The 16,148-nt window shown below is 71.4% G+C and carries 12 protein-coding genes and 1 tRNA gene; 6 read left to right on the plus strand and 7 right to left on the minus strand.

What is annotated here, in order from left to right:
* Window positions 1-62: 62 nt before the first annotated feature.
* Window positions 63-136, plus strand: a tRNA-Pro gene (locus FB384_RS18885).
* Window positions 137-395: 259 nt separating this feature from the next.
* Here FB384_RS18885 and FB384_RS18890 read toward each other — a convergent pair.
* From FB384_RS18890 to FB384_RS27355, 4 genes are all read right to left on the minus strand, one after another.
* Window positions 396-1,565 (minus strand): AI-2E family transporter, encoded by a 1,170-nt coding sequence (locus tag FB384_RS18890; RefSeq protein WP_228726482.1) that lies wholly within the window; start codon window positions 1,563-1,565, stop codon window positions 396-398.
* A 169-nt stretch (window positions 1,566-1,734) separates the two neighbouring features.
* Complete coding sequence (locus FB384_RS18895; RefSeq protein WP_183785944.1) at window positions 1,735-1,956, minus strand: LapA family protein; 222 nt, start codon at window positions 1,954-1,956, stop codon at window positions 1,735-1,737.
* A gap of 13 nt (window positions 1,957-1,969) precedes the next feature.
* Window positions 1,970-4,570 (minus strand): LuxR C-terminal-related transcriptional regulator, encoded by a 2,601-nt coding sequence (locus FB384_RS18900; protein ID WP_183785946.1) that lies wholly within the window; start codon window positions 4,568-4,570, stop codon window positions 1,970-1,972.
* A gap of 283 nt (window positions 4,571-4,853) precedes the next feature.
* Window positions 4,854-7,502, minus strand: coding sequence for a LuxR C-terminal-related transcriptional regulator (locus FB384_RS27355; RefSeq protein WP_183785948.1), 2,649 nt, complete (start codon window positions 7,500-7,502; stop codon window positions 4,854-4,856).
* Window positions 7,503-7,668: 166 nt separating this feature from the next.
* Here FB384_RS27355 and FB384_RS18910 point away from each other — a divergent pair, with 166 nt between their 5' ends.
* From FB384_RS18910 to FB384_RS18920, 3 genes are all read left to right on the plus strand, one after another.
* Window positions 7,669-8,115 (plus strand): DUF7144 family membrane protein, encoded by a 447-nt coding sequence (locus tag FB384_RS18910; protein WP_221213382.1) that lies wholly within the window; start codon window positions 7,669-7,671, stop codon window positions 8,113-8,115.
* 32 nt (window positions 8,116-8,147) lie between these two features.
* Window positions 8,148-8,390, plus strand: a complete 243-nt coding sequence (locus FB384_RS18915) for a hypothetical protein (protein ID WP_183785950.1) — start codon at window positions 8,148-8,150, stop codon at window positions 8,388-8,390.
* Window positions 8,391-8,531: 141 nt separating this feature from the next.
* Window positions 8,532-10,427, plus strand: coding sequence for an alkyl/aryl-sulfatase (locus tag FB384_RS18920; RefSeq protein WP_183785952.1), 1,896 nt, complete (start codon window positions 8,532-8,534; stop codon window positions 10,425-10,427).
* A 278-nt stretch (window positions 10,428-10,705) separates the two neighbouring features.
* Here FB384_RS18920 and mgtE read toward each other — a convergent pair whose 3' ends face one another.
* The gene (mgtE, locus tag FB384_RS18925; protein WP_183785954.1) at window positions 10,706-12,043 is read right to left on the minus strand and encodes a magnesium transporter; all 1,338 of its coding nucleotides are present in this window, start codon (window positions 12,041-12,043) and stop codon (window positions 10,706-10,708) included.
* A 169-nt stretch (window positions 12,044-12,212) separates the two neighbouring features.
* Between mgtE and FB384_RS18930 the strand changes: the two genes are divergently transcribed.
* On the plus strand, window positions 12,213-12,935 hold the full coding sequence (locus FB384_RS18930) for a YdcF family protein (RefSeq protein WP_183785956.1): 723 nt from the start codon (window positions 12,213-12,215) through the stop codon (window positions 12,933-12,935).
* A gap of 254 nt (window positions 12,936-13,189) precedes the next feature.
* On the plus strand, window positions 13,190-14,458 hold the full coding sequence (locus tag FB384_RS18935; protein WP_183785958.1) for a hypothetical protein: 1,269 nt from the start codon (window positions 13,190-13,192) through the stop codon (window positions 14,456-14,458).
* 90 nt (window positions 14,459-14,548) lie between these two features.
* Here FB384_RS18935 and FB384_RS18940 read toward each other — a convergent pair whose 3' ends face one another.
* Window positions 14,549-15,775, minus strand: a complete 1,227-nt coding sequence (locus FB384_RS18940; RefSeq protein WP_183785960.1) for an RNA polymerase sigma factor — start codon at window positions 15,773-15,775, stop codon at window positions 14,549-14,551.
* Window positions 15,772-16,140 (minus strand): YciI family protein, encoded by a 369-nt coding sequence (locus FB384_RS18945; RefSeq protein ID WP_183785962.1) that lies wholly within the window; start codon window positions 16,138-16,140, stop codon window positions 15,772-15,774. The genes FB384_RS18940 and FB384_RS18945 overlap by 4 nt, the downstream gene beginning before the upstream one ends.
* Window positions 16,141-16,148 lie beyond the last annotated feature (8 nt).

Genomic DNA, 16,148 nt, shown 5'->3' on the forward strand with positions numbered 1-16,148 from the left:
CTGTGAGGCGGCTGTCGCGGACGCGGTACAGTACCGACATCGCCTCGACGCGAGGTGATGGCCGGGCTGTGGCGCAGTTTGGTAGCGCACTTGACTGGGGGTCAAGGGGTCGCAGGTTCAAATCCTGTCAGCCCGACCGGCGGGAAGAAGCCCCTGATCTCGGATTTTTCGAGGTCAGGGGCTTCTTGCTGTTGAGATCAGTGGCTTTTCGTGTGCCGGCCCCCGATCTGCACAGCCTTCGTCTTGGGACCACGTGGGGACCCACGACGGCGAGTTGGCTCACGCGCACCACTCGAGACCGGTTCCCCACCATCCACCTCACGAAGAACCCCAGGATCGAACTATCCGCAGCGGCACGCGGCGACTCAGCCGGCCGTCGGGTGTTCGTTCCCGACTCAGGTCGATCCGTCCCGCCGATCACCGTCCGACGGCGGATCAGCTTCCGACTGCGGGGCGGCCGCAGGCGGCGGGGCGGCATCCGACGGACCGGGTTGCGGCGCCCGGGGAACAGCCACGAGTGCGCTACTGGCCAGCAGCGCGTCGACCCACCGGGCCCGGGGATCCACGTCGACCAGCACCGCCTTCGTCAACAGGGTCAGCGGCACCGCGAGGATCGCCCCGACCGGTCCGAGAACCCACCCCCACAGCACCAGCGACAGGAACGTCGCGATCGTCGACAGCCCCACCGCGTTACCCACGAACCGAGGCTGGATCACCGACTGCACGACGAAGTTGAGCACGACGTAGACGGCGATGACGCCGACCATGAGACGCCAGTCGCCCTCCAGCAGACCGAGAATCGCCGGTGGCGCGACACCCAGCACGAACCCGACGTTGGGGATGTAGTTCGTCATGAACGCGAGCAGCGCCCACAGCACCGGCAGCGGGATACCCAACAACCACAGGGCGACACCGTCCAGCACGGCGACGATCAGGCCGAACACCGTCGTCACGAGCATGTACCGCCGAGTGCCCCGAACGAATCCCGCGATCGCGGTGCCGATCCCGGGCCGGTCGGCGCTCACGGCACCGTGACGGGCATCGGCGCCGGTCGCTTCCATGCTGAGGAACAACAGCAATGCGAGCAGGAAGAGCACACTCGCGCCCACCCCGGTCACAGAGGACAGCACGGCCTGGACGTATCCCAGCACCCGGTTCAGGTCCAGACTGGACGTCGCGGGCCGGAGATGTTCCGCATCCACGCCGAATCTGCCCAGTGCCGCGGTGGCCGACGACACCAGGTCGTCGGCGCGCGCGGTGTAGCGGGGCAGCAATGCGGCCAGCTGCGCGACCGACACGACCAGCACCCCGACCAGTCCGGCGAGCAGCGCGTACACCAGCAGCACGAGCACGGACGTCGCGACCCAGGCCGGCAGTCCCCACCTGCGCAACAACTGCGATGCCGGACTCACGGTGATGACGACGACCAGGGCGAGAAACAGCGGACCGACCAGCCAGGACGCCGCCATCAGTCCGGCGAGGACCACGACGGCCGACGCCGCGCCGATCAGCAACACGACCGCGCGCGGCATTCCGCGCACCACGAGGTCCGAGCCGGCCGTCATGGCGGCGACGTTAACCGGCACCGCTGCGGCACACCTCGTCCGTACCGGATGAGAAACCCGCGGCGAGCCCCTGCCTCCCCCGACGACGCGGACTCTGCGGCATTCCGGCACGGCTGTCCTTCGTGACCGGCCCTTCCGGGACGCGAATGTCAGGGGTCGCCTCGCGCGGTCACCGTTTCCGGGTCAGCAGGAACCCTGCGAGCGCCCCCAACGCGGCCACGACGACCAACGCGGTCCACAACGGCGCCGACACCACGATCGTGAACAGGTGCATGTCCACGACGTCGCGGTTCTGCACGACGAACAGCACCACGACCACGGCGACGAGCAGTGCCACGACCTGGCGTGGTCCGATGTGGAAACGTCGGTGCGGGCCCGGTTTCGCGGTCATGACCCGCCTCCCTTCAGCCCTCCGCCGTATCGTGCGCGACGTCCGGGTCCGGATGCCTCATCCGGCGTGGGTGAGGCACCCGGACGTCACCGGCGGGCACGTCGACCAGCCCCCGCTGCCGAGCCTCGGCCAACGCCCCTCGCCTGGTGTGGACTCCGAGCTTGGCGTAGACGGACCGCACGTGTGTCTTGACCGTGTTCACCGAGACCCCGAGTGTCGCGGCGAGCTCCTCCAGGGAACGCATCGAGCTCAGGTGGCCGAGCACGTCCCGTTCACGAGCGGTCAGCCCCACGCCTCCGTCACCGGCGCCGCTCCGGCCTGCGCCGAAAACCGCCTGCCGGATCGCCAGGCCGAACGGCTCCAGCGAAGCGAAGCCACCGGCATGCTCGACCAGCAGCCGGGCGATTCGCCGGTCTGCCACCGCGAACGGCCTGATCAGGTGAACCGGCTCTGCGGTGCGCAACGCGACGTGGAGGAGCTCGAACGCATGCGTCCGGCGCCCCGAACTCAACGCCAGGCCGATGTCGTGCACCCGGCCGTGCACCTCGGTCAGCACCGGCAGGACCGCCCGACTGCCCGCGCCGCCGGAGTCGGGCACGCCGACGGGTACCCCCGCCGTCCACGCGCGGATGAGTGCCACCTCCGCGCTCGGTCCGACCCGCTCGCACAGCCAGTCGGCCGTCTCACGGGCAGCCGATTCGTCCCCGGCCAGTACGGCGCCGCCGGCTTCGGCCAGCGCTCCCACGGCGGCGACCGGAGCCGGCACCGGTATCGTCCCGAGCGTCGTCCGCGCCCTGCGCAACCGCCACAAGCCTGCGGAGCGCTTCCCGCCGTCCATCGCGCACGTTCCGTTGACCACCTCGACGAGGTAGGCCAGGACCGGATGTCTCGTCAGGTCGACCTCGGCCGCATCACCGATCGACCGGCGGGCCGCGTCGGGCTCCGCTCGAAGCAGCTGGAAGAACGCACCGGTGAGCCGGTGCAGCAACAGCGACACATCCTGACCACCCGGCTCGGCGCTCCCCTCCCGGGCCTCGTGCGCGGCCGCCGCATCCGCGAGGTCCCCGGCGAGCCACGCGGCCGACTCCCGGGCGGGCTGTACATGCGACAGGATCCCGGGCAGGCCGTGCTCCTCCGCGAGGCGCTGCGCAGCCCGCAGCGCCTCACGCGCGGCATCGACCCGGCCGTCGCGCAGCGCGATCCAACCGCGGTTCAACCATGCCCAGGCCTGCAGTTCGGGTCGGCCGGTCCCGGCCGTATCGGGAACCTGCTCCGGCTCGCCGCCCCGGGACAGCGCCAGCGCGGAACGGAGCAGGGTTCTCACCATGCCGTCGGCGTCGGAGCCGGTCGCCGGCGCGGATGCGGTGGCAGCCGCATCCGCGGGCGGCCGTCCGGCCTGCAGGTCGGCGATCGCCGACACCACAAGCAGGCGTGGATCGTTCCGCGCCCTCGGATCTCGCTCGGCGACTTCCAGCGCCCGCCGCACGGCGTCACCCTCGCCGCGGAACAGCAGCACGGGCCCGTACCGCACGAGCAGGCGCACCAGGAACCCGGAGTCGTCACACCGCGCCGCCTCGTCCAGCGCGTCCGGCAGCAGCCCCTCACTCGCCAGTCCGGCGGCCGCCGTCGCATGCAGTCGGCCGACCGCGTCGGGGCGGCGCCGCCGCACGTCGCCGTACAGGAACGAGCGCCACATCGGATGGACCCGATACCGGGGTTCCCGCTGCCCGACACGAGCGACGAAAGCCCCCTCCCACTCCAGATCGGCGAGGACGGACCCGGCATCCGGTCGGCCCGACAGTGCCGCGGCCACCCTCGGACTCACCTCGGCGCAGACGCTGACGGCCCGGAGAACCTCTGCGGTCCCCTCCGGCATTCCCGCCAGCACTTCTCCCATCAGAAACGCCGCCACGGACTGATCGTTCACGGCGAAGTCGTCGACGAACCCGGCTCGGTCCGGGTCGTGCTGCAACGCACGGGCGACCATGCGCAGTCCGGCCGGCCAGCCTGCCGTGCGCTCCACGAGCCGCGTGAGCCTTCCGGCCTCGAGTACGACGCCGGCGCGGCGCAGCAGCGCATCGGCCTCCGGCTCGGCGAATCTCAGGTCGCCCGCGCGCAGCTCGGCCAGCTCACCGCGCAACCGCAGTCGCGCCAACGGCAACGGCGGGTCCGCCCTGCTCGACAGCACCAGCCGCAGATTGTCCGGCTGGTACCGGATCATGGTCTCGATGCCGTGCCAGACCGAGGGATCCGAGATCTCGTGCACATCGTCGACGACCAGCCGAATCCGGCCCGGCAATTCCCCCACCGCGTCGAGCAACTCGGCGACAGTGTCCGCCTGGTCCCCCGCTCGATGGCTCCAGCCGTGCAGCCCGTTTCCTCGCGGGACCGGGCAATGCCGGCGGATCGTGCGCGCCATGGCACAGAACAGCCGTTGGGGGTCGTCGTCGCGACGATCGGCCAAGACCCATGCGGCCGCGGCGCCGCTCGCCGCGACCCAGCCGGCGAGCAGGCTGGTCTTCCCGTACCCGGCGGGGGCGCACACCAGCGTGACCGGGCAACGTTCGACGGCGTCGTCGAGCGCAGCGAACAAGTCCTCACGGGTGAGTGACATGGCCGCCACAGCCGGGACAGCGATCTTGGTGTGCGGTACCGGGCCGTGCCGACACGTCCCCGTGGACCGCGAAGCTCCCACGCGACCGACGATAGGCCAATCCGGGACGTGCTGCCGCGGGTCGTTCACCGCTCGCGTGACCGTGTCACGCCCCTGGTGCCCGACGACCGCAGACGGCGCGTTCCGCTCTCCCCTGCTGTCACCTCCACAGGCTCGCCGCGCTGCCACACCCGCGACGCCGCCACCGCGCCCGCGTGCGGACGCTCCCGCGGGGGCGGAATCCTCACCCGGCGACGGTGAGGTGCACATCGTCGAGGAGTCCGTGTGCCCGCGCGACACCCACGGCGTCGGCGCGCTTGGTGACCCCAAGCTTGAGATAGATGGCCCGCGTGTGCGTCTTGACCGTGTTCAGCGACACCGTGAGGTCGTCGGCGATCTCCTCCAGCGAGAGCGCGGTCGGCAACAGACCCAGTACCGCGCGCTCCCGCTCGGTCAGCGTGAGCGGAGCCAGCTGAGGCAGACCACGGCGTGCGGCGGCGACCCTGCGCGCCAACGGCTCGCATGCGCCGAATCGGCCGAGACCGGTCTCCAGCACATCCCCGATCAACGGCGGTGCGACCACGAGCGGGTAGAGCACATTCTGGGACTGCGCGTGCTCCATCGCCCGCACCAGCGCGCGTTCGGCCTCCCGGGACCGGCCCGCGAGCTGCTGGATCTCGGCGTCGGCCAGCGCCGCGCACACTGTCGACCACGGCAGAGCCATCGGAAGACGCTCCGTCAGCGCCGGCCTGAGCACTCGCGCCGCAGGTCCGTGGCGTCCCGAGGCGAGCTGCTCGCGCGCCCGCATCACGGCGATCTCGCCGCTGCCCGGGGCCACCTCGTGGCACCGCTCCCGGGCCCGCACCGCGACGTCGGGGCGGTGCAGGTCCAGGGCGAGCCGATGTTCGAGGAAACCGCAGAGCAGCACCGCGATGCCGGGTGCCCGGCCGGTGTCGGCCGCGTCACGCGCGGAGCACACCCGGTGCAGCCCGCGCGTCCGTTCGCCCCGCTCGGACTCGGCGGCACCGCGCAGGGTCGTCGCGACAAGCCGTGTCCCGTGTGCACCCGTCCGGTGTCGGTCCAGCAGCCGGAGGACCTCGTCGACGTGCTGCAGGCAGCAACGCAGCTCCGCACGGAGCAGGGCGCCGTAGCCGAGCAGCAGGTGTGCCTCCGCCGCGGCCGTTCCCGCCTCCCACGGTCCCTCCGCGTCGGCCGCGGCGGCATTCGATGCCAACTCGGTCATCGACCGGAAATCCCCGCGAAGCGCAGCGACCCCGCTCAGGGTGGTCAGGCACCGGGCCACCACGTAATCCGCACGCCCGGCCCTGGCCGCGCGCAGTGCGGAGTCCGCCAGCTCACCGGCTTCGCCGGGCCTGTCCCGGCACAGCAGCAGGTCGGCCCGGTGGAGCTGCACCATCGCCTCCAGCGGGGACGACGGCACGACCCGTGCGGCATCGCCGTTGTCCCCGCCGTCGTCGGGTTGGCCGGTGATGCGGCGGATCCGCGCTCCGACGAGGCGCCGCAGGGTGTCCGTTTCCGTGCCGGCGCGGTAACGCACCAGCGCGTCCGCCCGGACGAGGTCCAGTTCGGCCAGTTCCGCCTCGCCCGCCTCCACCCGCACGAAGGCGGCGACGAGAGCGAGGAGCCCGTCCCCCGCCGCGGTTTCGGCGGGAAGTGCCGCCAACGCCCGCCGCACGAGGTCGTGTTCGCCCGCGAGCACCGCCGGGATCGCGCATCGGCGCAGTACGGCGCGGATCGTGCCGGATTGCCGCGAGGCGCACGCGTGGGCCAGTGCCGCCGCCGGTTCCGCCCCCGCGGCGTACCACTCCGCCGCCACCCCGGCCAGTCGTGCCGCACGTTCCGGATCCCGTCGGTACAGCACGGCGCGTGCGTGCTCACGGAACGGCGCACGGAGGCGATACCGCGTGCCGCCGGGGACCTGTCGCCGGGCGACGACGGACCCACGTTCGAGAGCCGCGAGCCGCGCCTCGGTGTCGGGACGGCCCGACAGCGCCGCGGCGAGTTCCGGGCTCACCTCGTCGCACACGCTCAGCGCGGCCACCAGTTGCCGGTCCCGCTCCCCCATCGCCGACAACACCTCATCGGCGATGTGGCCGGCCGCGGGCAGGGCCCGCACCGCAGCCGGCGCCGCCATATCCCGGCCGTCACCGGCGTGCGCGCGCAGCTCCAGGGCCGCGTGCCGCAACCCCGCGGCCCACCCTTCCGTGCGCCGCATCAGCTCGGGCAGTGTGCCGGGTGGCGCATCCGGCTGCGCCTCGGCGAGCAGGTGTGCGGCCTCGCCGGCCGTGAACCGTAGCTGCTCGGCCGACACTTCCGTCACGCTCACCCCGAGACCCTTCCGGGTCAGCGGCGCGCCCGGGACCGCACGCCCGGACAGCACCACTCGCGCGGTCCGAGGCAGGCCCCGCAGCACACCGGCCAGGCCGTGCAACGTCGCCTGATTCGTGAGCTCGTGGACATCGTCGAGTACGAGGACGGCACCGCCGGCCACACTGCCCAGAGCCTCGGCGATCGTCGCGAGGAACTCCGGGTCCTCGCTCGGATGCGCAGGGACGGACACCGGGCGCTCGCGGACGGACGGCACACCGGTCTCCACCGCCTGCAGCAGCGCCGACCAGAATCGCGGCTCGTCGTTGTCGTCGGCGTCCAATGACACCCACACCGGGGTGGCACCGGCCCGCCCGCCGCACCATTGGGTCAGCAGCGTGGTCTTACCGGTTCCCGCAGGCGCACACACCCACACGACACCCGCGCTCGGTGCGCGGTCGAGGACCGCCGACAACCGTTCGCGTGTCACGAGGTTCGGCGCGAGAGCCGGCACCGCGGTCTTCAGCCTCGGCACCCGGCTACGGCGCGGGACATCGTGCTCCACTGCGGCACTCTCCTCCCGACGCGCTCCCCTCCACGGTCACACCGCACGGCGGAGCGCGCGAATCGCCGCCCGATTCACCAACGACGGGTGACCCGGGCACGCGGGACACGGCGCAGTGTGGAACCCGGACCGGAGCACCATCGGCAGGCGCACACGGGAGACGAGCATGAGCGAGACACATCCGGGCACCCATCGCGGCGGCAGCGGCACGAGCCGGATCGACGACCTGCACCCCGAGCAGGGGGCCGGCTGGGTCGCGTTCGCCAGCATCATGTTGGTCCTGGTCGGACTGTTCAATGTGCTCTTCGGGCTGGTCGCACTGTTCGAGCAGGATTACTACCTGGTCGGTTCCGCAGGTCTGCTGGTCTTCGACCTGACCGGGTGGGGCTGGATCCACCTCATCATCGGGGGCGCCGCCGTCCTCGCCGGTGTCGCGCTCACCACCGGCGCGACCTGGGCACGAGCGGTCGCCGCTGGACTGGCCGGGCTGAACGCACTCGCCCAGGTCGCGTTCCTGCCCGCCTTCCCGGCGTGGTCACTCGTCGCGATCGCCCTGGACGTCCTCGTGATCTGGGCCGTCGTGGTGCACGCCGGCAAACCGGCCACCCGGTAGTCACCGCACGCGTCACCCGAAGGAGGGGACCGGTGCCGCCGACCCGCTACGAGTTCCGCGTGAGCGGACACATGTCAGAAAGCACCCGGCACGCCGTCGGGCAACTCGGCCCGCTCGAGGTCGTGCCGGCACCGCCCGAGACCATCATCTACGGAGTCGTGACCGACGATGCGCATCTCCAGGGCATCATCGGGCTGCTGGGCAATCTCGGGCTCCGCCTCGTCGCGCTGCAGCGTGTTCCCGAATTCTCGTCCGGCGATACGGATCCCGGCTGACGCACCACGCTCGGCGCGACGGCCCGCCGCTCACCCGCGGCGGATGACGCCGGTCGAGGGGCGATCCGCTGACAATCACGGGCGCGGCCACCGGCTGCCATGACCGCGGCCTCTCGTCATCCGGAAAGGAACGACAGTCCCATGACCGACACCGTCGCCAGCGCGGGCGTCGCCGCCGCGAACGCCGACCTTCAGGACCGCCTCCCGTTCTCCGACACCACCGACACCCGCAACGCCGACCGTGGTTTCATCGGCACGATCCGGCCCGCGCAGGTGCGTGCGGACGACGGCAGGGTGGTCTGGGATGCCGACGCGTGGGCGGACGTCCTGCGGAGCCCGCGGCCGGACACCGTGAACCCCAGCCTGTGGCGGCAGGCCCAGCTGGTCGCCCGGCACGGCCTCTACGAGGTCACGGGCGGCATCTACCAGGTGCGCGGGCTGGATCTGTCGAACATGACCGTGGTCGAGGGCCGCGAGGGGATCATCGTCATCGACCCCCTGCTCTGCGCCGAGACCGCAGCCGCCGCACTGGCCCTCTACCGCAGGCACCGCGGCGACCGGCCGGTCACGGCGGTGATCTACACGCACAGCCACGCCGACCACTTCGGCGGCGTGCGGGGTGTGATCACCGACGACGACGTGACCTCCGGAGCGGTGCCGATCCTGGCCCCCGAGGGCTTCCTCGAGCATGCGGTGGCCGAGAACGTCTACGCCGGGACCGCCATGGCTCGCCGCGCGGCGTACATGTATGGCGCGGCTCTGCCTATCGGGGCCACGGGACAACTGGGCGCCGGTCTCGGGATGACGGTGTCGACGGGAACGGTCACCCTGATCCCGCCCACGCAGGACGTCGGCACCACGGGGCACGAGGCGGTCCTCGACGGCGTGCGCATCGTCTTCCAGGTCACTCCGGGGACGGAGGCACCGTCGGAGATGAATTTCCTCTTCCCCGACCACGGCGCGTTGTGCATGGCGGAGAACGCCACCCGCACGCTGCACAACCTGCTGACCCTGCGCGGCGCCCAGGTCCGCGACCCGCACGCATGGGCCGCCTATCTCCAGGAGTCGATCGAGCTGTTCGCCGACTCGGCCGATGTCGTGTTCGCCTCGCACCACTGGCCGACGTGGGGCCGCGACGAGCTCGTGGCGTATCTGTCCGAGCAGCGCGACCTGTACGCCTACCAGCACGACCAGACCCTGCGACTCTTGAACCAGGGCTATGTCGGCACCGAGATCGCCGAGATACTCGAGCCGCCTCCCGGGCTCGTGGACGCCTGGCACACCCATGGCTACTACGGTTCGATCAGTCACAACGTGAAAGCTGTGTACCAGCGCTACATGGGCTGGTTCGACGGCAATCCCGCCCACCTGTGGCAGCACCCGCCGGAACAGGCCGGGCGGCGCTACGTCGATGCGATGGGCGGTCCCGAGGCGCTCCTGACGGTCGCGCGCCGCGCCTACGACGAGGGCGATTTCCGATGGGCAGCAGAACTCACCGGGCATCTGGTCTTCGCCGAACCCGGCAACGCCGCGGCCCGGGAACTGCAGGCGGCGGCGTTCGAGCAGCTCGGCTTCGGAGCGGAGAACGGCCCCTGGCGCAACTTCTACCTCACCGGTGCCTTCGAACTGCGCCACGGCAACATCGGCACACCGACCGTCACCGCGTCGCCGGACATCCTCGCGCAGCTGAGCCTGGGGCAGATCTTCGACAGCATGGCCATCCAGGTCGACGGTCCACGCGCCGCGGCGACGCAGGCCGGGATCGACTGGACGGTCACCGCCGAGGACGAACAGCACCATTGGACCCGGCTGTCGAACGGGGTGCTCGTCCACGGCACGGGCATCGGCAGAGAGCCTGCGGATGCCCGGATCAGGGTCGGGCGGAGCGCGCTGATCGCGCTCGTGACCGGACGGTCGACACCCGACGAGCTGGAGCGTTCCGGCGACCTGGCCATCGACGGTCCCACCGATGTACTCGCCCGGTTGTTCGGTGTGCTCGACCCTCCCGATCCGGGATTCGCCATCGTCACGCCGTGACCCACGCCATCGTCACGCCGTGACCAACACCGGCGTCACACCGTGACCACCAACGCCGCTCCACCGGACGGCGGGCCAGGCACGGCAGGAGCCCGCTCCTCACATCTCCGAGCGACCGAGCACCGGCGCCGGAGCGGGTCGGTGGTCACGACGTGGCGGCGTCGGTGGTCTTCCGGTGGAGTTGTGTTTTCCGGTGGAGTTGTGTTTTCCGGTGGAGTTGTGTCTTCCGGTGCGCGAACGCCGGCACCGCGGTACCGACGCACTCGGCCTCAACCGCCTCAGACGCCGAGCACCGCATGGGCGATGACGAAGTAGATCAGCAGGCCCGTGGCGTCGACCAGGGTCGTGACGAGCGGCGCGGAGATCACAGCGGGGTCGATGCCGAGCCGCTTGGCCAGCAGCGGCATGGTGGCGCCCACCGTGGCGGCCCAGCTGCAGATGACGACCAGGGACAGGGCAACGGTCGTGGCCACCGGCATGTCGACCAGGACGCTGCCGATCATCAATCCGACGGCGCCGAGCGCCGCTCCGAGCAGCAGACCCACCCTGCTTTCCCGCCACGCCACGCGGAACAGGTCGCGCGTGCGCACCTCGCCGACGGCGAGCGCGCGCACGGTCGCCGTCGCCGCCTGCGACCCCGCGTTGCCGCCGGCGCCGGTGAGCAACGGGATGAACAGAGCCAGTGCGGTGACCGCCGTGAGTGAGTCCTCGAAGAACTGCAGCACGTTGACCGTCAACGTCGCCGCCACGATGAGCAGCAACAACCACACCACCCGGGATCGGGCCAACTGCACGACGCTCGCCGACATGTAGTGACCACTCCACGGCGCCGCGGCAGCCTGCCGAGCGATGTCCTCGGTGTCGGCCGCCTCGATGACCTCGAACGCGTCGTCGATGGTGAGCAGTCCCAGCACACGGTTCTCGCTGTCGACCACCGGCAGCGCCAGCACGTTCGCCTCCTGCATGAGGCGGGCGGCGTCCTCGGCCTGGTCGGTGGCCTCCACCAGCGGATAGTCCTCTTTGAGTAGTTCGGTCACGGACCGATCGGGGTCGCTCAGCACGACATCGCGCAACGACACCACGCCCACGAACCGTCGTTGGTCGTCGGTAACCGGCAACGTGTAGACGGTCTCGGCGTCGGCGCCGCGTTCACGAACCACGCCGAGCGCTTCGCCCGCAGTCCGCCGCTGCCGCAACGCCACGGTCTCCGGGCTCATATACCGGCCGACGGAACCGTCCGGATAGCCGAGCAGGGCCGCCGTCATCGACCGCTTCCGCGGGCTGAGCCCGGCGAGCACCTGCCGGGCGAACTTCGCGGGCGCCTCGCCGAGCAGGCGCGCACGGTCGTCGGGGTCCATCTCCTCGACGACGTCCCGGAACGCCTCGCCGCGCAGTTCCGCGAGCACCTTGTGCTGGTCCGGCGGGTCGAGCTCCTCGAACACCGTCAGCGCGCGATCCTTGTCGAGCAACCGGAACAGCAGGGCCGCCCTGACTCCATCGGCGCGGGCGAGCTCGTCGGCGACCTCGTGCGGCGGGTGGTCGGCAACCCACCGCTCCAGACCCGGTAGATCGTGTGCGTCGAACAGGTCGTCCAGCGTGTCCGTGTCCGCGGCCATCCCGCTACTCCTCCGCCGCCTGCCGCCGAGGCCTATCGGCGCCTGTCGGGTTCCATCATTCGCGATCTCGGCGCGCATGCACGCTCGCGATCCGTGCATGGTGCGGTGAGCCACAGCCATTCGGGGGTCACAGCGGCCGCTCCGGCCCTCGGTCGGCGAGGATGGGCTCATGACGGACCCGAGCCGCCGCGACGTCCGTGCCGCCCCCGGTGACGGCTGGCCCGGCCCCGTCCGCGCCGATGTCGAGACGCTCTGGGACTTCCACCGTGTCGACGATCCGTTGCAACCGGCCGACGTCGCGGTCGGCCTCGGCAGCCACGACGGCGGCGTCGCCGTCCACGCCGCCGAACTGTATTGCCGCGGCCTGTTCCCGCTCCTCGTGTTCACCGGCGCCACCACACCCACCACCGCCGGGCGGTTCCCGCGTGGCGAGGCCGTCCACTTCCGGGAAATCGCGATACGCCACGGCGTTCCGGACGAGGCCGTGCACACCGAGACCGAGGCGACCAGCACCGTCCAGAACATCGACAACACCCGCGCCCTGCTCACGGCCGAGGGCGTCACGCCCCGCAGCGTGCTGCTCGTCTCCCGCCCCTACCAACAACGCCGCGCACAAGCCGTCGCGGCGGCACGCTGGCCGGGCGTCGACATCCGCTGCAGCGGCGCCCGCCAGGACCTCGACACCTACCTCGCCGCCATCGGCGAACCGGACCTCGTGGCGGCGATGCTCGTCGGCGACACGCAACGGCTCGAGCTGCAGAGCCGATCCGGCGAGATCGCACCTGCGCACATCCCCGGCGACGTCCGTCGTGCCTACGAGCGCCTCGTCGCGGCCGGCTACACCGACCGCCTCATCACACCCCGCCGGGACACCCGCCACGGCCAGAGCTGAACCGGACAACCGGCGAGGCGTGCGCCCGCTCCTGACCCGAGTCCGGCGACACGGCGGATGCGACGGCGTCGTCGCCGGCAGTGTGGTCGTGGGCAACTCTGTCGAGAGCAGTGTGGCCGCGGTTCCGATTCGTCCCGATCGTGAGAGCGAACCGACACAACTGGAACACTCTCCGTAAGAACGCGCATCCTAACCGGTGAGTCCTACCTCACCTCTCATGTTCATCAAAACGGAATGTGAGAACCTCGGCACCCATGCGGACAGCGGAGGTAGCCCTCTGGGTGGCGGTGGGCCTGGCAGCAGTGGCGGTCGTCGCCGTGTCCCTCGCCGGCTGGCAGCTCGTGGTGGCCCGCCGGCAGGCACAGCAGATGCGAAGACTGGCCGTCAAGGTCCGCGACCTGTCCAGCGAGACCCAGAACCACGCCGGGCAAGCGGCCGAGGCCGACGAGAGCGCCCGCGACCAGGCGCGCTGGGCGTGGGAGCAGGTCAAACTCGCCAACACCCAGCTCGAACAGGCGCAACAGGAGAACCAAGCCAGCGCCCAGGCCGAGCAGTGGGAATGGGCCTACGCGCTCACCATGGCCGCCCGCGAACTGGTCGACGCCAGCACCGAACTCATCCGCATCGGCCTCGACACCCAGGTGGCACCGCACTACCGCCAGTCCGCGAACCGGCACTACCGCCAGTCCTGCCAGCGCTGGCAGGACACCATGATCAAGGCGCTCTCCCGGACATCGCCGAGCCTGGAGGTGCAACACCAGCTCATCGCGTTCGGCTACGTACACCAGCGGCTGCACGGCCACATCGACGTCCTGCTGCGCGCCACCGAAACGGGCACGCTGTCCGACAAGGACCCGGTGACACAGAGCGTCCACGCGCTACGCCACGAACTGGCCAACGTGCACCGGCAGTTCCAGCGCACGATCAGTGCCAGTCTCGCCGCGGTGGGCGAAACCGAGATCCACGAGGCAGGCGCCGCCGACACCGGTGACCGCCGCATCGAGGGCGCGCCGGCAGCTGACACGCCCCTGCGTGTCGCCGCCGCACCGCCCCCGGGTCTGCAGGACGGCACCGGCCGGACCGCCAACCAGCCGACCAACGAGACGGCACACCGAACCGCGGCTCAGCAGTCGGGTTCCCAGCAGTCGGGTTCCCAGCGGACCGTGACTCGGCAGCCGGGGACACAGCAACCGGGGACACAGCAACCAGCAGCCCAGCAGGCGCCGACTCCGGTGACATCCGGCCAGCACGGGACCGCGCAGCAGGAGACCCCGCAAACCGGGAACGGGCAGAACGGAGTCCAGCGCAACGGGACCCCGCAGATCGCGGCGATGCGGGACAAGGAACAGCGGAACGAGGCACCGCGGAACGGCTCCGACCACACCGCGCCCGCACCGTCCCACCAGATCGGCGACCCCACCGCCGGTGCGGCGAAACGCATCCCTGATGCCGCCCGCGACACCGGACCGGCGCCCCAGGGACCACCGGCGAAAGCGCGAACCGCACAGGCACGACCGGCGTAACACCCGGCCGCCGGGCCCCGCTGCCACCGCGCCGCTCCCCCGGCATCCACTCGCCCGGCAGCCGCTCGCCCACCGCCGGTGCCCACGCCTTCAGCAGTCGCTCGCAACCAGTCGCCGCACCCGGTCCCGCAGGTGCCGTTGTTCCGCGAGGTTGTCCGCGGCGGCGATCGCGCGGCGGTATGCGGCCACCGCCTCGTCGGCCCGCCCCGACCGTTCCAGCAGGTGCGCCCGCACCGCATCCACCCGCGGCAGCCCGGGCCGGCGCGCCTCGAGCTCGTCGAGACCGGCGAGCCCCACCGCGTCGCCCTGGACCATCGCCTGCGCGATGATGCGGTTCAACGTGATCGTCGGGTTCGCGTGCGCGGTCGCCGCCTCCAGCAACCGGTACAGCACGAGGATCTCGTCCCAGTCCGTCCGGTCGGTATCGGGCGCTTCTGCGTGCACCGCGGCAATGCACGCCTGCAGCAGATACGGCCCCGGGTCGACGCCGGGGACGGTCTGCTCGACCAGCGTCGTCCCCTCGTCGATCAGCGCGCGGTCCCACAGTGAGCGGTCCTGCTCGTCGAGTGGGCGCAGCCCACCGTCCTGGCCGATCCTCGCGGGCTGGCGCGCCTCGGTCAGCAGCATCAGCGCCAGCAGCCCTGCCACCTCGGCCGAATCGGGCAGGCTCCTGCGCAGCAACCGAGCGAGGCGGATCGCCTCGGCAGCCAGGTCGGCGTCGCGCGGCGGCGAGCCGCCGGTCGTGTGGTGCGCTTCGGTGAACATCACGTACAGCACGTCCAGGACCGACGTCAGCCGCTCGGTCGCATGCTCCGGCCGGGGCAAGGCCCTGCCCACCGCGGCGAGCTTGCGCTTGGCCCGCGTGATGCGTTGCGCGATCGTCCGTTCCGGCAGCTGGTAGACGCCGGCGATCTGCGTCGTGCTCAGCCCCGCCACGGCGCGCAGGGTCAGCGCGACCCGGCCCGACGGGGGCAGGTCCGGATGACAGCACAACTGCAGCACCAGCAGCGAATCGTCCCGTTCGGCCACCTCCGGGTGTACCGGCGGATGGAGCCGGGCCGTCCGCTCCTCGCGGTCCCTGCGGCGTGCGTCGCTGCGGACCCGGTCGACGTACCGCCGGCGGGCGGTCGACGTCAACCAGCCCACCGGGTCGTCGGGAAGTGCGGCCGGCCACTGCCGATACGCGTCGAGCAGCGCCTCCTGCACCGCGTCCTCGCACAGGTCGAACCGGCCGCTGCCGTAGGCCCGCAGCAGGCGGGCGAGGACCCGCGGCGCCGCGTCGCGCCACGGGTCCTCCGCCCGGTCCCGCTCGGTCACTCCTCGCCCAGGTCCGCGAACATCACCGGACGCACCTCCAGCGCCAGCCCCGGAATACTCGCGTCGGGGATCCGTTTCGCCAACTCCAGCGCGCGCGCCTCGTCGGCGACGTCGACCAGGTAGAACCCGCCCAGGTACTCCTTGCTCTCGGCGAACGGGCCGTCGGTCACCTCCGGACCGTCGGCGCCGCTGCGGACGACCTTGCTCCGGCTCGGATCGGCGAGCGCCTGGGTCGCGACGAACTCACCGCGCTCCTTGGTCTCGGCCATGAACGCGCCGTGCCCCTCCCCGATCTGCTGTTGCTGCTCCTCGGTGAGGTTCTCCAGCACCGCAGGGTCGACCTGCATCAGGATCACGTACTTCACTGTTTCCT

Origin of the sequence: Prauserella sediminis (genome assembly GCF_014195435.1) — a bacterium.
Lineage (GTDB): Bacteria > Actinomycetota > Actinomycetes > Mycobacteriales > Pseudonocardiaceae > Prauserella > Prauserella salsuginis.